The organism is Enterobacter sp. 148H3, assembly GCF_034107425.1.
Taxonomy (GTDB): domain Bacteria; phylum Pseudomonadota; class Gammaproteobacteria; order Enterobacterales; family Enterobacteriaceae; genus Enterobacter; species Enterobacter vonholyi.
Genome location: NZ_JAWNEI010000012.1, coordinates 13726 through 33129 on the forward strand (window position 1 = coordinate 13726; position 19404 = coordinate 33129).

Annotated in this window: 15 protein-coding genes; 11 read left to right on the forward strand and 4 right to left on the reverse strand. The window is 55.7% G+C overall.

Annotation, left to right across the window (positions count from 1 at the left end; genetic code table 11):
* Positions 1–34: 34 nt before the first annotated feature.
* From USH94_RS17045 to USH94_RS17060, 4 genes are all read left to right on the forward strand, one after another.
* Positions 35–1264, forward strand: coding sequence for a winged helix-turn-helix domain-containing protein (locus tag USH94_RS17045; RefSeq protein WP_111964563.1), 1230 nt, complete (start codon positions 35–37; stop codon positions 1262–1264).
* A 45-nt stretch (positions 1265–1309) separates the two neighbouring features.
* On the forward strand, positions 1310–1492 hold the full coding sequence (gene ycaR, locus USH94_RS17050; RefSeq protein WP_006174474.1) for a protein YcaR: 183 nt from the start codon (positions 1310–1312) through the stop codon (positions 1490–1492).
* Positions 1489–2235: a 3-deoxy-manno-octulosonate cytidylyltransferase gene (kdsB, locus tag USH94_RS17055; RefSeq protein ID WP_111964562.1), complete on the forward strand. Its 747-nt coding sequence runs from the start codon at positions 1489–1491 to the stop codon at positions 2233–2235. The genes ycaR and kdsB overlap by 4 nt, the downstream gene beginning before the upstream one ends.
* Before the next feature lie 142 nt (positions 2236–2377).
* Positions 2378–3271, forward strand: a complete 894-nt coding sequence (locus tag USH94_RS17060) for a YcbJ family phosphotransferase (protein WP_111964561.1) — start codon at positions 2378–2380, stop codon at positions 3269–3271.
* Here USH94_RS17060 and elyC read toward each other — a convergent pair.
* Positions 3248–4027 carry an envelope biogenesis factor ElyC gene (elyC, locus tag USH94_RS17065; RefSeq protein ID WP_063408037.1) on the reverse strand — a complete coding sequence of 260 codons (780 nt, stop codon included), beginning with the start codon at positions 4025–4027 and terminating at the stop codon, positions 3248–3250. The two genes, USH94_RS17060 and elyC, sit on opposite strands and share 24 nt — an antisense overlap.
* Positions 4028–4151: 124 nt before the next feature.
* Here elyC and cmoM point away from each other — a divergent pair, with 124 nt between their 5' ends.
* The 7 genes from cmoM (at position 4152) to USH94_RS17100 (ending at position 14788) form a co-directional block, all read left to right on the forward strand.
* Positions 4152–4931, forward strand: coding sequence for a tRNA uridine 5-oxyacetic acid(34) methyltransferase CmoM (cmoM, locus tag USH94_RS17070; RefSeq protein ID WP_023311004.1), 780 nt, complete (start codon positions 4152–4154; stop codon positions 4929–4931).
* Positions 4932–4934: 3 nt separating this feature from the next.
* Complete coding sequence (mukF, locus tag USH94_RS17075) at positions 4935–6257, forward strand: chromosome partition protein MukF (protein WP_041910621.1); 1323 nt, start codon at positions 4935–4937, stop codon at positions 6255–6257.
* Entirely contained in the window at positions 6238–6942 is a 705-nt protein-coding gene (gene mukE, locus USH94_RS17080; RefSeq protein WP_008499954.1) for a chromosome partition protein MukE, read from the forward strand. The genes mukF and mukE overlap by 20 nt, the downstream gene beginning before the upstream one ends.
* Entirely contained in the window at positions 6942–11393 is a 4452-nt protein-coding gene (mukB, locus tag USH94_RS17085; protein ID WP_111964560.1) for a chromosome partition protein MukB, read from the forward strand. Before mukE ends, mukB begins: the two co-directional genes overlap by 1 nt.
* 177 nt (positions 11394–11570) lie before the next feature.
* Positions 11571–13394, forward strand: a complete 1824-nt coding sequence (gene ldtD, locus USH94_RS17090; protein ID WP_111964559.1) for a L,D-transpeptidase — start codon at positions 11571–11573, stop codon at positions 13392–13394.
* Positions 13395–13568: 174 nt separating this feature from the next.
* Positions 13569–14120 carry a YcbK family protein gene (locus USH94_RS17095; RefSeq protein WP_032639289.1) on the forward strand — a complete coding sequence of 184 codons (552 nt, stop codon included), beginning with the start codon at positions 13569–13571 and terminating at the stop codon, positions 14118–14120.
* Positions 14121–14140: 20 nt separating this feature from the next.
* Positions 14141–14788, forward strand: coding sequence for an MBL fold metallo-hydrolase (locus tag USH94_RS17100; RefSeq protein WP_008499950.1), 648 nt, complete (start codon positions 14141–14143; stop codon positions 14786–14788).
* A 48-nt stretch (positions 14789–14836) separates the two neighbouring features.
* On the opposite strand, the gene aspC is transcribed toward USH94_RS17100, so the two are convergent.
* From aspC to asnS, 3 genes are all read right to left on the reverse strand, one after another.
* Positions 14837–16027 carry an aspartate transaminase gene (gene aspC / locus USH94_RS17105; RefSeq protein WP_111964558.1) on the reverse strand — a complete coding sequence of 397 codons (1191 nt, stop codon included), beginning with the start codon at positions 16025–16027 and terminating at the stop codon, positions 14837–14839.
* A gap of 184 nt (positions 16028–16211) precedes the next feature.
* Positions 16212–17291, reverse strand: a complete 1080-nt coding sequence (locus USH94_RS17110) for a porin (protein WP_111964557.1) — start codon at positions 17289–17291, stop codon at positions 16212–16214.
* Positions 17292–17897: 606 nt separating this feature from the next.
* The gene (gene asnS / locus USH94_RS17115; RefSeq protein WP_111964555.1) at positions 17898–19298 is read right to left on the reverse strand and encodes an asparagine--tRNA ligase; all 1401 of its coding nucleotides are present in this window, start codon (positions 19296–19298) and stop codon (positions 17898–17900) included.
* Between the last annotated feature and the right edge of the window lie 106 nt (positions 19299–19404).

Here is a 19404-nt window from a genome sequence, read left to right on the forward strand (position 1 = left end):
GGTTCCGGTGGCGCTTAGACTGACAGGAAAACGCATGTCATTACCGCAACTCTCGCTTTCAGCCGCACGTCATTTACACCTTGCCGCGCAGGGGCTGCTCAAAAAGCCCCGCCGCCGCGCACAGCCTGCCGATATTCTCTCTACCGTCCAGCGCATGTCGCTGCTTCAAATCGACACCATTAACATTGTGGCCCGTAGCCCTTACCTGGTCCTGTTTAGTCGACTGGGGAATTATCCTTCGCAGTGGCTGGATGAAGCGCTAAGCAAGGGGGAGTTGATGGAGTACTGGGCGCACGAAGCCTGCTTTCTGCCCCGCAGCGATTTTGCCCTGGTTCGTCACCGCATGCTCGCGCCGGAAAAGATGGGCTGGAAATACCGACAGGCGTGGATGCAGGAACATGCGGCTGAAATTGAGCAGCTCATCGCGCATATTCAGGAAAACGGTCCCGTACGTTCCGCCGATTTTGAACACCCGCGCAAAGGCACCAGCGGCTGGTGGGAGTGGAAGCCGCATAAACGTCATCTCGAAGGGCTGTTTACCTCTGGCAAAGTGATGGTGATTGAGCGGCGTAATTTTCAGCGCGTCTACGATCTTACGCCTCGCGTGATGCCGCACTGGGACGACGAGCGTGACCTGCTTACCCAGGAGGCGGCTGAGGCCATCATGCTGGAGAACAGCGCCCGCAGCCTGGGGATTTTCCGCACCCAATGGCTGGCAGACTATTACCGCCTCCGCCAGCCTCCGCTGAAACCTTTGCTGGACATGTGGCAAAGCGAACAGCGCATCATTCCCGTCACGGTGGAAACGCTGGGCGAAATGTGGCTGCATGCGGATCTCCTCCCGCTACTGCCTCAGGCCCTGGAGGGGAAACTTCAGGCAACCCACAGTGCGGTGCTGTCGCCTTTCGACCCGGTCGTCTGGGACAGAAAACGCGCCGAGCAGCTCTTTGATTTCAGCTACAGGCTGGAATGTTATACCCCGGCTCCAAAGCGCCAGTACGGCTATTTTGTTTTACCGCTGCTGCACAAGGGGCAACTGGTCGGGCGAATGGATGCCAAAATGCACCGCAAGACCGGCACGCTTGAAATCATTGCGCTTTATCTGGAAGAGGGCGTCAGGGTGACGGCGAGCCTGGAAAAAGGGTTAACGTCCGCCATTAGCGAATTCGCGCGCTGGCAGGGTGCCCGCGACGTGACGCTGGGCCGGGTACCCGACCGGCTGTTTACATCCTGTCGAAGTGGCTGGGAAACAGGCACTCCCTGAAAAGGGAATGTGTTAAGCTTTAGCGATTACCCATACGGAGGAACTATGGATCACCGTTTACTTGAAATTATTGCCTGCCCGGTTTGCAACGGCAAACTCTACTACAGCCAGGACAAACAGGAGCTCATTTGCAAGCTCGACAGCCTGGCTTTCCCGCTGCGTGACGGCATTCCGGTACTGCTGGAAAATGAAGCCCGTTCCCTGGTAGCAGAAGAGAGCAAACCATGAGTTTTGTTGTCATTATCCCTGCGCGTTATGCCTCAACGCGTCTGCCGGGTAAACCGCTGGTGGATATCAACGGCAAGCCGATGATTGTGCATGTCCTTGAGCGTGCAAGGGAATCCGGTGCCGACCGCGTGATTGTTGCAACCGATCATCCTGACGTTGCCCGTGCGGTTGAGGCAGCAGGCGGTGAGGTATGCATGACCCGCGCCGATCACCAGTCCGGCACCGAACGTCTGGCGGAAGTGGTTGAGAAATGTAGTTTCAGTGATGATACGGTCATCGTAAACGTGCAGGGTGACGAGCCGATGATCCCGGCGGTGATTATCCGTCAGGTGGCAGAAAACCTGGCGCAGCGTCAGGTCGGAATGGCCACGCTGGCGGTACCCATTCACCACGCTGAAGAGGCATTCAATCCGAATGCGGTGAAGGTGGTCATGGATGCTGAAGGCTATGCGCTCTATTTCTCCCGAGCTACGATTCCGTGGGATCGCGATCGCTTTGCGCTTTCTAAAGAGACCATTGGTGATACTTTCCTGCGCCATATAGGGATCTACGGCTATCGCGCCGGCTTTATTCGTCGCTATGTGGCCTGGGCGCCGAGCCCGCTGGAGCATATCGAAATGCTGGAACAGCTTCGCGTGCTCTGGTATGGCGAGAAAATTCACGTTGCCGTTGCTGAGGAAGTTCCCGGCACGGGCGTAGACACCCCTGAAGATCTTGAGCGCGTTCGAGCCGAATTGCGTTAATCTTACCGGCATCTCTCCTCAGTGAGGGATGCACTCTCCGCTTTATTTTTCACTTTCTTTTTCCTGATAGATCTCTTCCGGGTGACAACTTCATTAAGGACGCTCATTATAAAAGCAGTAGTCTTAATGGGGGTAATCTCATATGGAACAGCTGCGTGCCGAACTTAGCCATCTGCTGGGTGAGAAATTAAGCCGGGTCGAATGCGTGAGTGAAAAGGCCGATACCGCGCTTTGGTCATTGTATGACAGTCAGGGCAACCCAATGCCGCTGATGGCCAGAAGTTTCACCTCGCCGGGAGTTGCCAGGCAGCTTGCATGGAAAATGTCGATGCTGGCGCGGGAGGGGACCGTCCGTATGCCGACGGTGTACGGCGTAATGACCCACGAGGAACACCCCGGCCCGGACGTGCTGCTGATTGAGCGTTTACGCGGTGTGTCCGTTGAAGCGCCTGCGCGCACGCCGGAACGTTGGGAGCAGTTAAAAGACCAGATTGTCGAGGCGCTGCTGGCCTGGCACCGTCAGGATAGCCGCGGACTTGTCGGTCCGGTCGACAGCACTCAGGAAAACCTGTGGCCGCAGTGGTACCGCCAGCGGGTGGAAGTGCTCTGGGGGACGCTTAACCAGTTCAACAATACCGGTTTAACCATGCAGGACAAACGCATTCTGTTTCGCACCCGCGAGTGCCTACCGGCATTGTTCGACGGTTTTAATGACAACTGCGTTTTGATCCACGGTAATTTCACCCTGCGCAGCATGCTCAAAGATGCCCGCAGCGATCAGCTTCTGGCGATGCTCGGGCCGGGGATCATGCTCTGGGCTCCGCGCGAATATGAGCTCTTCAGGCTCAGCGACAGCGGGGCGGCGGAAGGTTTACTGTGGCATTACCTTCAGCGCGCCCCTGTTGCGGAAGCATTTCTCTGGCGGCGCTGGCTCTACCTGCTCTGGGACGAAGTCGCGCAACTGGTGAACACCGGACGTTTTAATCGCGCAAACTTCGATCTGGCAACAAAATCACTGTTGCCCTGGCTCGCCTGACGATCCTTTCAGCCACTGCCAGAGGCGTCCAAGCGTCTCATAGCCGACGCGGTCGCTATGCATCAGCCACGCCGGGGAGGGGATAGCCCGCTCCCACGGGTTGAGCGGCGCGTCGACGGCCATCTGGTTTGCCGGCGCGGGAAGCGGGTGCAGGCCTTGCTTCTCAAAGAAAATCATCGCGCGCGGCAGGTGTGAGGCGGAGGTCACCAGTAAGAACGGGGCATCGCCAATCGCCTGCTTCACAGCGGCAGCCTCTTCTTCGGTATCTTTTGGGCTGTCGAGAGTGATTATTGAAGAACGCGGTACGCCGAGCGATTCCGCGACCCTGGCGCCCGCTTCAGCCGTGCTCACCGGGTTCGTTTTGGCCGCCGCGCCGGTGAAGATCATTCTTGATCCCGGATTCGCCAGCCAGAGGCGAATACCTTCGTTCAGCCGCGGCAGGCTGTTGTTGATCAGGTTTGAACTGGGGGCCCAGTCAGGATCCCAGGTATATCCGCCGCCCAGCACCACGATGTACGCCACTTTCTGCTTTCCCTGCCATGTCGGGTACTTGTTTTCTATGGGGCGTAGCAGACCATCCGCGACCGGTTGCAGGCTTAACAGCAGCAAGACTAACCAGCCGAGCGTGATAAGCGTTTTGCCACTTTTCTGAAAGCGACTGAACCACACCAGCGCCAGCCCCAGCGCGATGATGATGAGCAGCAGCGGAAGGGGAAGCATCATCCCTCCAATGTATTTCTTAAGGGTAAAAAGCATCCTTTTTGGTTCCTTTTTTGACCATATAGCAGGTGATTACCCGTGATATTACACCAGAGAGGTTCATTCTCCGCGCGGGTGTGACAAAATAGCGGTTTTGCAGTTAGCGAGTGGAACTCTCCCAATGCGGGATCGCAATTTTGATGACATCGCGGAAAAGTTTTCGCGCAACATTTATGGCACCACGAAAGGGCAGCTCCGTCAGACGATCCTCTGGCAGGATCTGGACACCATTCTGGCTACGTTCGGTGGTCAAACGTTGCGCGTGCTGGACGCCGGTGGCGGTGAAGGGCAGACGGCCATAAAAATGGCTGAACGCGGTCATCACGTCACGCTTTGCGATCTTTCTGCTGAAATGGTCGCCCGGGCGACGCGTGCGGCAGAAGAGAAAGGTGTGAGCGACAACATGCATTTTATACAATGCGCCGCTCAGGACATCGCACAGCATTTGGAAACCCAGGTTGATCTGATATTGTTTCATGCGGTGCTGGAGTGGGTTGCCGATCCGCAAAGCGTGTTACAAACCCTGTGGTCGATGTTGCGCCCGGGCGGCACGCTGTCGCTGATGTTCTACAATGCTAACGGCTTTCTGATGCACAACATGGTTGCAGGAAACTTCGACTATGTTCAGGTCGGGATGCCCAAAAAGAAAAAGCGCACGCTTTCCCCGGACTATCCGCGCGATCCACAGCAGGTTTATGGCTGGCTGGAAGCGATTGGCTGGCAGATAGTCGGGAAGACGGGCGTCAGGGTGTTTCATGATTATCTGCGTGAAAAACACAAACAGCGTGACTGTTTTGACACCTTAACAGAATTAGAAACGCGGTATTGCCGTCAGGAGCCTTTTATCAGCCTTGGCCGCTATATTCACGTCACCGCGCACAAGCCGCAGATGCAAGGATAACCTATGAGTGAATTTTCCCAGACAGTCCCCGAACTGGTTGCCTGGGCCAGGAAAAACGATTTCTCCATCTCGCTGCCGGTAGACAGACTCTCTTTCCTGCTGGCGGTTGCCACGCTGAACGGCGAACGGCTGGATGGTGAAATGAGCGAGGGTGAACTGGTGGATGCGTTCCGCCATGTCAGTGATGCGTTTGAGCAAACCAGCGAAACCATTAGCGTGCGTGCCAACAACGCAATCAACGATATGGTGCGTCAACGTCTGCTGAACCGCTTTACCAGCGAGCAGGCGGAAGGAAACGCCATCTATCGTCTGACGCCACTGGGCATCGGCATCACCGATTATTATATCCGCCAGCGTGAATTTTCCACGCTGCGTCTTTCCATGCAGCTCTCGATCGTGGCGGGTGAGCTTAAGCGCGCCGCCGACGCGGCGGATGAAAACGGTGACGAATTCCACTGGCACCGTAACGTCTACGCGCCGCTGAAATATTCGGTGGCCGAGATTTTCGATAGTATCGATCTCACCCAGCGACTGATGGACGAGCAGCAGCAGCAGGTGAAAGACGATATCGCGCAGCTGCTGAATAAAGACTGGCGAGCGGCCATCTCCAGCTGCGAACTTCTGCTGTCAGAAACCTCCGGAACGCTGCGTGAGCTCCAGGATACGCTGGAAGCCGCAGGGGATAAGCTTCAGGCGAACCTTCTGCGCATCCAGGATGCGACCCTGGCGCACGACGATCTGCACTTTATTGACCGTCTGGTGTTCGACCTGCAGAGCAAACTCGACCGTATTATCAGCTGGGGCCAGCAGTCGATCGACCTGTGGATCGGCTATGACCGACACGTGCATAAATTTATCCGTACCGCGATCGATATGGATAAAAACCGCGTCTTTGCTCAGCGTCTGCGTCAGTCGGTACAGACCTATTTCGATGCGCCGTGGGCGTTGACCTATGCCAATGCCGATCGTCTGCTGGATATGCGTGACGAAGAGATGGCGCTGCGCGATGAAGAGGTGACCGGTGAACTGCCGCCGGATCTGGAATACGAAGAATTTAACGAAATTCGCGAGCAGCTTGCGGCGATGATCGAAGAACAGCTCGCGGTCTACAAAACCAGACAAGCTCCGCTGGATCTTGGACTCGTGGTGCGCGACTATCTGGCGCAATATCCTCGTGCGCGCCACTTCGACGTTGCCCGCATTGTGGTAGACCAGGCGGTGCGCCTGGGTATCGCGCAAGCAGATTTCACCGGACTGCCGCCGAAGTGGCAGCCAATTAACGATTACGGAGCCAAGGTACAGGCGCATGTCATTGACAAATATTGAACAAGTGATGCCGGTTAAGCTGGCACAGGCGCTGGCGAATCCGTTATTTCCGGCGCTGGACAGCCAGCTGCGTGCCGGTCGTCACATTGGCTTAGACGAGCTGGATAATCACGCCTTTTTGATGGACTTCCAGGAGTACCTGGAAGAGTTTTACGCGCGCTACAACGTGGAGCTTATCCGCGCGCCGGAAGGGTTTTTCTACCTGCGCCCGCGCTCCACGACGCTGATTCCGCGTTCCGTGCTCTCCGAGCTGGATATGATGGTCGGCAAAATTCTTTGCTACCTCTACCTCAGCCCGGAACGTCTGGCGAATGAAGGGATCTTCACCCAGCAGGAACTTTACGACGAGCTGTTGACGCTGGCAGATGAGAGCAAGCTGCTCAAGCTGGTGAACAACCGTTCCACGGGTTCGGATCTTGACCGTCAGAAATTACAGGAAAAGGTTCGCTCTTCCCTGAACCGTCTGCGTCGTCTGGGAATGGTCTGGTTTATGGGCCACGACAGCAGCAAATTCCGCATTACGGAATCTGTCTTCCGCTTCGGCGCCGACGTGCGTGCGGGCGATGACGCGCGTGAAGCGCAGCTTCGCATGATCCGCGACGGTGAAGCGATGCCGGTGGAAAACCATTTGCAGCTCAATGATGAGCATGAAGAGAATCTGCCGGATAGCGGGGAGGAAGAGTAATGATTGAACGCGGTAAATTTCGCTCACTGACGCTGATTAACTGGAACGGCTTCTTTGCCCGAACGTTCGATCTGGATGAGCTGGTCACGACGCTCTCCGGCGGTAACGGGGCGGGTAAATCCACCACCATGGCGGCCTTTGTCACGGCGCTGATCCCTGACCTTACGCTGCTTCACTTCCGTAACACCACCGAAGCGGGAGCAACAAGCGGCTCCCGTGATAAAGGTCTGCACGGTAAGCTGAAGGCCGGCGTCTGTTATTCGGTTCTGGACGTCATTAACTCCCGCCATCAGCGTGTAGTCGTGGGCGTGCGCCTGCAGCAGGTCGCCGGCCGTGACCGTAAAGTGGATATCAAGCCGTTTGCGATTCAGGGCTTGCCGACCTCCGTGCAGCCGACGGCGCTGCTGACGGAAACCCTGAATGAACGCCAGGCGCGCGTGCTGACGCTGCAGGAGCTGAAGGATAAACTGGAAGCCATTGAAGGCGTGCAGTTCAAGCAGTTCAACTCGATTACCGACTACCACTCGCTCATGTTCGATCTGGGCGTGGTGGCGCGTCGTCTGCGCACCGCATCAGACCGTAGCAAATACTACCGCCTGATCGAAGCGTCCTTGTACGGCGGTATCTCCAGCGCGATTACCCGCTCCCTGCGCGACTACCTGCTGCCGGAAAACAGCGGGGTGCGTAAGGCCTTCCAGGATATGGAAGCGGCGCTGCGTGAAAACCGTATGACGCTGGAAGCGATTCGCGTTACCCAGTCCGATCGTGACCTGTTTAAACACCTGATCAGCGAAGCCACCAACTACGTGGCGGCGGACTACATGCGCCACGCCAACGAGCGCCGCGTCCACCTCGATCAGGCATTAGAATACCGTCGCGAGCTGTTTACCTCCCGTAAACAGCTGGTGGCCGAGCAGTACAAGCACGTCGAAATGGCGCGCGAACTCGGTGAGCACAACGGTGCCGAGGGCGACCTGGAAGCCGACTACCAGGCCGCCAGCGATCACCTGAACCTGGTGCAAACCGCGCTGCGTCAGCAGGAAAAAATCGAGCGCTATGAAGCGGACCTCGACGAGCTGCAGATCCGTCTCGAAGAGCAAAATGAAGTGGTGGCCGAAGCCGCCGACATGCAGGAAGAGAACGAAGCCCGCGCCGAAGCCGCCGAGCTGGAAGTGGATGAGCTGAAAAGCCAGCTTGCCGATTACCAGCAGGCACTTGACGTGCAGCAGACGCGAGCGATTCAGTACACCCAGGCATTGCAGGCATTGCAGCGCGCGAAAGAGCTGTGCCATCTGCCTGACCTGACGCCGGAAAGCGCCGACGAGTGGCTGGATACCTTCCAGGCCAAAGAGCAGGAAGCCACCGAAAAACTGCTCTCCCTCGAACAGAAAATGAGCGTCGCGCAAACGGCGCACAGCCAGTTTGAGCAGGCTTATCAATTAGTCGTTGCGATTAACGGCCCGCTGGCGCGTAGCGAAGCCTGGGACGTTGCCCGTGAGCTGCTGCGCGACGGCGTGAACCAGCGCCATCTGGCCGAGCAGGTTCAGCCGCTGCGTATGCGTCTGAACGAGCTGGAGCAGCGTCTGCGCGAGCAGCAGGAAGCCGAGCGTCTGCTGGCGGAATTCTGCAAGCGTCAGGGAAAAAATTACGATTTTGACGAGCTTGAGGCCCTGCATCAGGAACTTGAGGCGCGTATCGCTGCGCTTTCAGACACGGTCTCCAGCGCCAGCGAACAGCGTATGACTCTGCGTCAGGAGCTGGAGCAGCTTCAGTCCCGTTCGAAGACGCTTCTGGAGCGGGCGCCGGTCTGGCTGGCGGCTCAAAGCAGCCTGAACCAGCTCAGCGAACAGTGCGGCGAGCAGTTCGAATCCAGTCAGGAAGTGACAGAATACCTGCAGCAGCTGCTGGAGCGCGAGCGCGAAGCCATTGTTGAGCGTGATGAAGTGGGCGCGCGCAAGCGTGACGTCGACGAAGAAATTGAGCGCTTAAGCCAGCCGGGCGGGTCAGAAGATCCGCGCCTGAATGCACTCGCCGAGCGTTTCGGCGGCGTGCTGCTGTCCGAGATTTATGACGACGTAGGTCTTGATGATGCCCCTTACTTCTCCGCGCTGTACGGTCCATCCCGCAACGCGATAGTGGTCCCGGATCTGTCGCTGATTTCTGAGCAGCTTGCCGGACTGGAAGATTGTCCGGAAGATCTCTACCTGATCGAAGGGGATCCGCAGTCGTTCGATGACAGCGTATTCAGCGTCGACGAGCTGGAAAAAGCGGTGGTGGTGAAAATCGCCGACCGTCAGTGGCGCTATTCCCGCTTCCCTGAGCTGCCGCTGTTTGGCCGCGCCGCGCGCGAAAGCCGCATCGAAAGCCTGCACGCCGAGCGTGAAACGCTGTCGGAACGTTTTGCGACCCTGTCGTTTGACGTGCAGAAAACCCAGCGCCTGCACCAGGCGTTCAGCCGCTTTATCGGCAGCCATCTCGCCGTGGCATTTGACGCGGATCCGGAAGCCGAAATCCGCAAGCTCAATACCCGCCGTGGCGAGCTTGAACGTGCGATTGCCAGCCATGAAAGTGATAACCAGCAGAGTCGAGTTCAGTTTGAACAGGCCAAAGAGGGGGTTGCTGCCCTTAACCGCATTCTGCCGCGCCTGAATCTGCTGGCGGATGACACCCTGGCCGATCGCGTGGACGAGATCCAGGAGCGTCTGGATGAATCGCAGGAAGCTGCGCGCTTCGTGCAGCAGCACGGTAATCAGCTGGCGAAGCTGGAGCCGGTCGTGTCTGTCCTGCAGAGCGACCCGGAACAGTTTGAGCAGTTGAAAGAAGACTATGCCTGGTCGCAGCAGGTGCAGCGCGAGGCGCGTCAGCAGGCGTTTGCCCTGACGGAGGTGGTGCAGCGTCGCGCCCACTTCGGTTACTCCGATTCGGCGGAAATGCTGAGCGGTAACAGTGATCTGAACGAAAAGCTGCGTCAGCGCCTTGAGCAGGCTGAAGCGGAACGTACTCGCGCGCGCGAAGCAATGCGCAGCCACTCCGCTCAGCTGAACCAGTACAACCAGGTGCTGGCCTCGCTGAAAAGCTCCTTCGACACCAAGAAAGAGCTGTTAAACGATCTGCAGAAAGAGCTTCAGGACATCGGCGTTCGTGCCGATAGCGGGGCAGAAGAGCGCGCGCGTATCCGTCGTGACGAACTGCATTCGCAGCTCAGCAATAACCGCGCGCGTCGTAATCAGCTGGAAAAAGCGCTGACCTTCTGCGAAGCGGAAATGGATAACCTGACCCGTCGCCTGCGCAAGCTGGAACGCGATTATCATGAAATGCGTGAGCAGGTCGTGACCGCCAAGGCGGGCTGGTGCGCGGTGATGCGCATGGTGAAAGACAATAACGTCGAGCGTCGTCTGCACCGTCGCGAGCTGGCATATCTCTCCGCCGATGAGCTGCGTTCCATGTCGGATAAGGCGTTGGGTGCCCTGCGTCTGGCGGTGGCGGATAACGAACACCTGCGCGATGTCCTGCGTATGTCTGAGGATCCGAAACGTCCTGAACGTAAAATCCAGTTCTTCGTGGCGGTTTACCAGCACCTGCGCGAGCGTATTCGCCAGGACATCATCCGTACTGACGATCCGGTCGAAGCCATCGAACAGATGGAAATCGAGCTGGGCCGTCTGACGGAAGAGCTGACCTCCCGCGAGCAGAAGCTGGCAATCAGCTCCCGCAGCGTGGCGAACATTATTCGTAAAACCATTCAGCGCGAGCAGAACCGTATCCGCCAGCTCAACCAGGGGCTGCAGAGCGTGTCGTTTGGTCAGGTGAACAGCGTGCGCCTCAACGTTAACGTGCGTGAAGCGCATGCCACCCTGCTGGAAGTGCTTTCTGAGCAGCACGAGCAGCATCAGGATCTGTTTAACAGTAACCGTCTGACCTTCTCCGAAGCGCTTGCGAAGCTATATCAGCGCCTGAACCCGCAGATTGATATGGGACAGCGTACGCCGCAAACCATCGGTGAAGAGCTGCTGGACTACCGAAACTATCTGGAAATGGAAGTTGAGGTAAACCGTGGCTCAGACGGCTGGCTGCGTGCGGAATCCGGAGCGCTCTCTACCGGTGAAGCGATCGGTACCGGTATGTCAATTCTGGTGATGGTGGTACAGAGCTGGGAAGACGAAGCGCGCCGCCTGCGCGGCAAAGACATCTCCCCATGCCGACTGCTGTTCCTTGATGAGGCTGCGCGTCTTGATGCGCGCTCCATTGCCACGCTTTTTGAGCTTTGCGAACGTCTCGATATGCAGCTCATCATTGCGGCACCTGAGAACATCAGTCCCGAAAAAGGGACAACCTACAAGCTGGTGCGTAAAGTGTTCCAGAACAGCGAACACGTTCACGTTGTTGGGCTGCGTGGCTTTGCGCCGCAGCCGCCAGAATCATTGCCTGAAACCACGGCGGACGCTTCCTGAAGCGTCTTCTGACCCGAAGCGGCGCCCTGGCGCCGCTTTTTTTTAAACTTAACTTGTGCTTAGGGCTGCGTTATCTTTAAACTTCTTTACATAAGGTAAGGCAACAGCTTAGCCGTCTACCTATAATGAAAGAAAGCCCCAACGTGATGGGCATGTCGTGAAAACAGGGGGCAAGGGATGTTGCTTAAGAAAGAATGTGGTCGTCAGCTGTCGGCGCTGAGTCTATGCCTGGCAGTGATGTTTGCTCCGCTGTTAACCGCCCAGGCCGACGAGCCTGAAATTGTGCCGACTGACAGCTCGGCAACGACGGGCGTGCAGCCAACGTCGTTGTCCCAGCCTCTGGACCAGTCTCCGGCAACGGCTATCATGGCCGGTATTAAGCCGCTGCCGGAAGGTATCGACGCCGAATCGCTCAGCCAGCAGCTGCAGTCGGGGCTGCCGTCCGGGTACGCGCCTGTCTATCTCAATCAGCTCACGCTCCTTTATGCTGCCCGCGATATGAAACCGATGTGGGAAAACCGCGATGCCGTGCGCGCCTTCCAGCAACAGCTCGCGGAGGTCGCGATTGCAGGGTTTCAGCCGCAGTTTACAAAATGGGTTGAGCTGTTAACCGATCCTGCCGTCACCGGGCAGGCGCGGGACGTGGTGCTTTCCGATGCCATGATGGGCTACCTGCAGTTCGTGGCGGGTATTCCGGTCAACGGCAACCGTTGGCTTTACAGCGATAAGCCGTACAAGCTGGCGACGCCGGCACTGTCGGTGATTAACCAATGGCAGTTAGCGCTGGATAACGGCGAACTGCCGCGCTTTATCGCCAGCCTCGCACCGGCGCACCCACAATATGCCACTCTGCACCAGTCGCTCCTCGCGCTGGTGGGTGACTCGCGCCCATGGCCTCAGATGCGCGGCACCGCGACGCTGCGTCCGGGGCAGTGGAGCAGCGATGTGCCTGCCCTGCGCGAGATCCTGACTCGCTCCGGTCTTCTTGATGGCGGGCCACATATTGCGTTGCCAGGCGACGATCCGCAAAACGCGGCGGTCAGCCCGTCAGCTCCCGTGAAAGAGAAAAAAACGATTGCCGTCAGCAATAAACCCGCAGCATACGATCGCGAGCTGGTTGCGGCAGTGAAGCAATTCCAGACCGCACAGGGGCTGGGGGCCGATGGCGTCATTGGCCAGACGACGCGAGACTGGCTGAACGTATCGCCTGCGCAGCGGGCAGGGGTGCTGGCGCTCAATATCCAGCGTTTGCGCCTGCTGCCTGGAACACTCTCTACCGGAATTATGGTTAACATTCCGGCTTATTCCCTGGTCTATTATCAGGACGGTAGCGAAAAACTGGCGTCGCGCGTGATTGTCGGACGTCCGGATCGTAAAACACCGATGATGAGCAGCGCGCTGAATAACGTGGTGGTTAACCCACCGTGGAACGTGCCGCCGACGCTGGCGAGAAAAGACATTCTGCCGAAGGTCTGGAACGATCCGGGGTATCTGGAACGTCATGGCTATACGGTGATGCGCGGATGGAACAGTAAAGAGGCCATCGATCCTTATATGGTCGACTGGTCGACAATTACGGCTTCTAATCTGCCGTTCCGTTTCCAGCAGGCACCCGGGGCGCATAACTCTTTAGGGCGTTACAAGTTCAATATGCCGAGTTCAGACGCTATCTATCTGCACGATACGCCGAACCACAACCTGTTCCAGAAAGATACTCGCGCGCTGAGTTCTGGCTGCGTACGCGTGAACAAAGCCTCGGAGCTGGCCGATATGCTATTGCAGGATGCGGGCTGGAACGATACGCGCATTTCCGATGCCCTGAAGCAGGGGGATACGCGTTACGTTAATATTCGACACAACATTCCGGTCAATCTCTACTATCTGACGGCGTTTGTTGGCGAAGACGGGCGTACTCAGTACCGTACAGATATTTACAATTATGATCTCACCGCGCGATCCGGCGCACAAATTTTGCCAAAAGCGGAACAATTAATCAGGTAAATGAAGCAGTTCGGGAAAAATGATTGTCGTAAGTTAGGGTGAATAAGGGGCAATATCGCTGTAAGCCGCGTATTCACTGGGGTTGGGCGCCTTGACGTACCCGGTTTTGCCAGTTAAGGTGCCCTTCGTGCGCTAAGCATATTACGATTTCTTTTACCTGTAGACCTGATTATCATGGACAAATTTGACGCTAATCGCCGCAAACTGCTGGCGTTAGGTGGTGTTGCGCTTGGCGCAGCGGCCATCTTGCCGACGCCAGCATTTGCCACCCTCTCGACACCTCGTCCGCGAGTTTTAACGCTCAACAACCTGCATACCGGTGAGTCGCTAAAAGCGGAGTTTTTCGATGGCAGAGGCTATATTCAGGATGAATTAGCAAGACTTAACCATTTTTTCCGTGATTTCCGCGCGAATAAAATAAAAGCCATCGATCCAGGACTGTTTGATCAGCTTTTCCGCCTTCAGGGCCTGCTGGGCACCAGCAAGCCGGTTCAGCTCATTTCTGGCTATCGCTCGATTGATACCAATAATGAACTGCGCGCCCACAGTCGCGGGGTAGCGAAAAAAAGCTATCACACGAAGGGACAGGCAATGGACTTCCATATTGAAGGCGTTTCGTTAGCCAATATTCGCAAAGCTGCGTTATCTATGCGCGCAGGTGGTGTAGGATATTACCCCAGCAGCAACTTTGTGCATATTGATACCGGTCCGGTTCGGCACTGGTAATAACGAAACACAGGAGCAGTATGAACTATCGTATTATTCCGGTTACCGCGTTCTCCCAGAATTGTTCTCTCATCTGGTGCGAACAGACTAAACTGGCCGCGCTTGTCGATCCCGGCGGTGACGCTGAGAAGATCAAGCAGGAAGTCGCCGACAGCGGCGTGACGCTCATGCAGATTTTACTGACGCATGGTCACCTCGACCATGTGGGTGCAGCGGCTGAACTGGCTGAACACTACGGCGTGCCGATAGTTGGTCCGGAAAAAGAAGATGAGTTCTGGCTGCAGGGGTTACCCGCCCAAAGCCGCATGTTTGGCCTGGATGAGTGTCAGCCTTTGACGCCCGATCGCTGGCTGAACGAAGGAGAGCGCGTTAGCATAGGGAATGTGACTTTACAGGTGTTGCATTGTCCTGGGCATACGCCAGGCCATATCGTCTTCTTTGATGACCAGTCCCGTCTGCTGATTTCCGGCGATGTGATTTTCAAAGGTGGCGTAGGACGCAGCGATTTTCCGCGCGGCGATCACGGTCAACTGATTCAGTCGATTAAACAGAAGTTATTGCCGCTGGGTGATGATGTAACGTTTATCCCTGGACACGGTCCGATGTCGACGCTGGGCTATGAACGGCTCCATAACCCGTTCCTTCAGGATGAAATGCCTGTCTGGTAACCCGATTAAAAAAAGCCTGCATAACGCAGGCTTTTTTATGGGCGCAAATTACAGTACGGCGACAATCGCTTCGCACAGTGGCGCCATGTTGTCAGGCGTCATGCCTGCAACGTTCACGCGGCCAGAGGCCACGGCGTACACGCCAAACTCTTCACGCAGACGCAGAACCTGCTCTTTGGTCAGACCGCTGAACGAGAACATACCATTCTGTTTGATGATAAAGCTGAAGTCGCGATCCGCGCCTTTCTCAGCCAGGGTGTTCACAAACAGCAGGCGCATGCGCTGAATACGCTGACGCATATCGTTCAGCTCTTGTTCCCAGATAGCGCACAGCGCATCGTTGCTCAGGATAGTCGCAACAACAGACGCACCGTGTGCCGGTGGGTTAGAGTAGTTAGCGCGGATAACCGATTTCATCTGGCTGAACGCACGATCGACGGTCTCTTCGTTAGCGGCAACCAGCGTACAGGCACCCACGCGCTCATTGTACAGACCGAAGTTCTTGGAATATGAGCTTGCGACAATCAGCTCCTGGTGCACGGCTGCGAACGCGCGCAGGCCTTCGGCATCTTCTTCCAGACCACGGGCGAAGCCCTGGTAGGCAAAATCAAACAGCGGCAGCCAGCCTTTCTCTACGGACAGCTTCGCCAGGTGTTGCCACTGCTCAAGCGTCGGGTCGATACCGGTTGGGTTGTGGCAGCAGCCGTGGAACAGCACCACGTCACCTGCCTGCGCCTCGCTCAGGCTCGCCAGCAGGCCGTCAAAGTCGAGAGAGTGGTTTGCCGCGTCGTAGTAGGCGTATTCACGCACTTCCAGACCCGCAGAGTTAAACACGCTCTTGTGGTTCGGCCAGCTTGGATTGCTTACCCATACGCGCTTAACAGAGGTGTTTTTCGCAAGGAAATCCGCCGCCACGCGCAGCGCACCGGTACCGCCTGGGGTCTGTGCTGTGCGGGCACGTTTGTCACTCACAATTGCACTGCCTTTACCGAACAGCAGCTCCTGGGTGCAGCGACCAAATTCAGGGATACCATCAATACCGAGGTAGTTTTTGGTGGTTTCGTTTTCCAGCAGATACTGCTCAGCTTTCTTAACGCTGGTCAGTACCGGAGTTTTGCCGGTTTCATCTTTATATACACCAATACCCAGGTTGATTTTGCCAGGGCGGTCGTCGGCACGAAACAGATCGGCCAGGCCCAGAATCGGGTCGGCAGGAGCGGCGGTAATGTTCTCAAACATGACGAAGTTCCATTGTGATTACAGAAGTGAAATCCGCTATCAGGTTAACGGTAGATTTACAAAATGCCAACCGTTTGCGACGAAAAGCGTGCGGCTTTTCAAAAGTCGCCATTATTTTCTGTCAGGCATAAAAAAACAGGGCCGAAGCCCTGTTCATTAAGCATATAACAAAGTGGTGTTCTGATTAGAACTGGTAGGTTACGCCAACGGTAGCCTGGTTGTCAGAGCCAACCCAGCTGGTGGACGCATCTTTGTCGTCCAGCAGGTTGAAGCGGTAGTCACCGTACACGTTGAAGTTCTTGTTGAAGTAGTAAGTCGCACCAGTGGTGATGTATTTCGCCAGGTCACGGTCGCCGATGCCGTTCAGGTCTTTACCTTTGGACTGAACGTAAGAAACGGAAGGACGCAGGCCGAAGTCGAACTGGTACTGAGCGATAACTTCGAAGTTCTGAGTCTTGTTAGCAACGTCGTACACAGTCTCTGTGCTATCGCCCAGGATGCTCATGTTGCGGGTTTCAGCGTAAACGGTCGCGAGGTAGATATTGTTCGCATCATATTTCGCGCCAACTGCCCAGGACTCAGCTTTATCGCCTTTACCATCTTCTTTCTGCTCAAGCGTACGGTTAGCGGTGCTGTAGGCACCGATCAGACCGAAGCCTTCGCCGAACTCGTAGCCCAGTGACAGACCAACGCCGTCACCGTTCGCTTTACGCAGATCGCTACGGTCGTTTTTACCCTGGTATTGGACGCCAAAGTTCAGACCATCAACCAGACCGAAGAAGTTGTTGTTACGATAGGTCAGCAGGCCAGTAGAACGGCTGGTCATGTAGTTATCAACATAACCGCCACCCCAGGTTTCGCCAGAGAAGGATGGAGCCATATCGGTGTAGGATTCTACGTCGTACACGATACCGTAGTTACGACCGTAGTCCAGAGAACCTGCTTCAGAAACTTTGATACCCGCGAATGCCAGACGAGTTACGTTAGTCTGGTCACCTTCAGCTGCACCGGCGCGTGCACGGTATTCCCACTGGCCGTAACCGGTCAGCTGATCATTGATCTGAGTTTCGCCTTTGAAGCCGATCTGGCCGTAAGAGGAGTCAGCGTTTTTATGTTCGCCAGAAGTGGTGAAGCCGTGTTCGCCCACAACTTTACCGTAGAAGTCCAGCTTGTTGCCGTTTTTGTTATAGATTTCTGCAGCGTTAGCTGCACCGGCTACCAGCAGGGCAGGGATTACCACTGCCAGAATATTGCGCTTCATCATTATTTATTACCCTCATTGGTTTTTTTATGACACTCGCCACTGCCGTCAATAAATTCTGTCAATAAATATTTCCGGAACTATTGATGAGAGTTAGGTGTCTTTATGTATCTGACAGGCATCTTTCCATTCGCCGAAGCGTTTCGCTAGCCTGAAAGTGCTACAATTCTCAAGATTGAGTAACAGAAAGAAAATATGTGTAACTAAATATGTATTTTTGGGAACTTTGTGAACCACCTCAAACTTCAGAGTGCCCTGGCGAATTAAACAACAGAGCATATCCTATATATATGAATTCCTTATGATTAATTTGGATAAAGGCAATTCATATAAACAGACGCTAAACGACCCGGTTTTTCTTATGACTACTGAAAGCCTTCTGGATGGCTGTAAAAATGGTTGAAATTTGTGCTATTGCCCGATGGTGAAATAATCGCAATAAGACTAGGGGTTATTTTTTGTGGCTGGATGTTTCGCGGAAACAAAACGTAACAGGTAGTGGTTGTGACGGGGCGAAGGTTTAAAGACGCTGACTTTAAGCTGACGAAAACTGACAATACAGAATAAAATAATGGCCAGCAGATGCTGGCCATTTTAGTCTTTTAGCGATTAGAAGCTGGCGTTACGTGGAGTACGTGGGAACGGAATCACGTCGCGAACGTTCTGAACACCGGTAACATAGGCAATCAGACGCTCGAAGCCCAGACCAAAACCGGCGTGCGGTACGGTACCGTAACGGCGCAGATCGCGGTACCAGCTGTAGTCAGCTGGGTTGAGCCCCATCTCTTCCATACGCGCGTCCAGCACATCAAGACGCTCTTCACGCTGAGAGCCACCGATGATTTCACCAATGCCCGGCGCCAGGACGTCCATCGCTGCCACGGTTTTACCGTCTTCGTTAAGGCGCATATAGAAGGCCTTAATGTCTTTCGGGTAGTTTTTAACGACAACCGGCGCTTTGAAATGCTTCTCGGCCAGATAGCGCTCGTGCTCAGACGCCAGGTCAACGCCCCAGTAAACCGGGTTCTCGAACTTCTCACCGCATTTCTCGAGGATCGCCACCGCGTCGGTGTAGTCCACCTGCGCAAAGTCGGCAGACACAAAACGCTCCAGACGCGCCACAGCATCGCTGTCTACGCGTTCTGCAAAGAATTTCATGTCGTCAGGACGCTCTTCCAGCACCGCTTTGAACACGTACTTGAGCATCGCTTCCGCCAGGCCCGCAACATCGTCCAGGTCGGCGAACGCCACTTCCGGCTCCAGCATCCAGAATTCCGCCAGGTGACGGCTGGTGTTGGAGTTTTCGGCACGGAAGGTAGGGCCGAAGGTGTAGATCTTAGACAGCGCACAGGCGTACGTTTCGCCGTTGAGCTGACCGGAAACGGTCAGGAAGGCCTCTTTACCAAAGAAGTCTTTGTCATAGTCCACTTTACCTTCCGGCGTGCGCGGCAGGTTTTCGAGATCCAGCGTTGAGACACGGAACATCTCACCGGCACCTTCCGTATCGGACGCGGTAATCAGCGGGGTCGACACCCAGAAGTAACCCTGTTCATCGAAGAAACGATGCAGCGCCTGCGCCAGCGTATGACGCACGCGCGCCACCGCACCAATCAGATTGGTACGCGGACGCAGGTGGGCCACTTCACGCAGATATTCGATGCTGTGACGTTTAGCCGCCATCGGATAGGTGTCCGGATCTTCAACCCAGCCGGTGACTTCAATGGCAGAAGCCTGAATTTCGAAGCTCTGGCCCTGGCCCGGTGATGCTACAACCACGCCGGTGACAATAACGGAACAGCCCGTTGTCAGGTGCAGAACGTCATCATTGTAATTGGGCAGAGAATTATTAATGACGGCCTGTACAGGATCAAAGCAGGAACCGTCATAGACGGCGAGGAAGGAGATGCCAGCTTTAGAATCTCGGCGGGTACGCACCCATCCGCGCACGGTGACTTCCTGGTCAACGGCGACACGGCCCTGGAGTACGTCGGCTACAGGCACAACGCTCATAATATTCTCTCTGTTAATAGTCGGAAAAAATAAATACTTGTCCACCCTTATGGGGGGATATCTATGTTACCTGCCATCCGCTATCAGACAAGTAAATTTCGCAGTC

Excerpts from the sequence above, each read along its gene's own strand:
- USH94_RS17060 (WP_111964561.1), top strand. The coding sequence starts at position 2,378 with ATGGAACAGCTGCGTGCCGAACTTAGCCATCTGCTGGGTGAGAAATTA.
- ldtD (WP_111964559.1), top strand. The coding sequence starts at position 11,571 with ATGTTGCTTAAGAAAGAATGTGGTCGTCAGCTGTCGGCGCTGAGTCTA.
- mukF (WP_041910621.1), top strand. The coding sequence starts at position 4,935 with ATGAGTGAATTTTCCCAGACAGTCCCCGAACTGGTTGCCTGGGCCAGG.
- elyC (WP_063408037.1), bottom strand. The coding sequence starts at position 4,027 with ATGCTTTTTACCCTTAAGAAATACATTGGAGGGATGATGCTTCCCCTT.
- USH94_RS17100 (WP_008499950.1), top strand. The coding sequence starts at position 14,141 with ATGAACTATCGTATTATTCCGGTTACCGCGTTCTCCCAGAATTGTTCT.
- USH94_RS17110 (WP_111964557.1), bottom strand. The coding sequence starts at position 17,291 with ATGATGAAGCGCAATATTCTGGCAGTGGTAATCCCTGCCCTGCTGGTA.
- USH94_RS17045 (WP_111964563.1), top strand. The coding sequence starts at position 35 with ATGTCATTACCGCAACTCTCGCTTTCAGCCGCACGTCATTTACACCTT.
- mukB (WP_111964560.1), top strand. The coding sequence starts at position 6,942 with ATGATTGAACGCGGTAAATTTCGCTCACTGACGCTGATTAACTGGAAC.
- aspC (WP_111964558.1), bottom strand. The coding sequence starts at position 16,027 with ATGTTTGAGAACATTACCGCCGCTCCTGCCGACCCGATTCTGGGCCTG.
- mukE (WP_008499954.1), top strand. The coding sequence starts at position 6,238 with ATGTCATTGACAAATATTGAACAAGTGATGCCGGTTAAGCTGGCACAG.
- cmoM (WP_023311004.1), top strand. The coding sequence starts at position 4,152 with ATGCGGGATCGCAATTTTGATGACATCGCGGAAAAGTTTTCGCGCAAC.
- asnS (WP_111964555.1), bottom strand. The coding sequence starts at position 19,298 with ATGAGCGTTGTGCCTGTAGCCGACGTACTCCAGGGCCGTGTCGCCGTT.
- USH94_RS17095 (WP_032639289.1), top strand. The coding sequence starts at position 13,569 with ATGGACAAATTTGACGCTAATCGCCGCAAACTGCTGGCGTTAGGTGGT.
- kdsB (WP_111964562.1), top strand. The coding sequence starts at position 1,489 with ATGAGTTTTGTTGTCATTATCCCTGCGCGTTATGCCTCAACGCGTCTG.
- ycaR (WP_006174474.1), top strand. The coding sequence starts at position 1,310 with ATGGATCACCGTTTACTTGAAATTATTGCCTGCCCGGTTTGCAACGGC.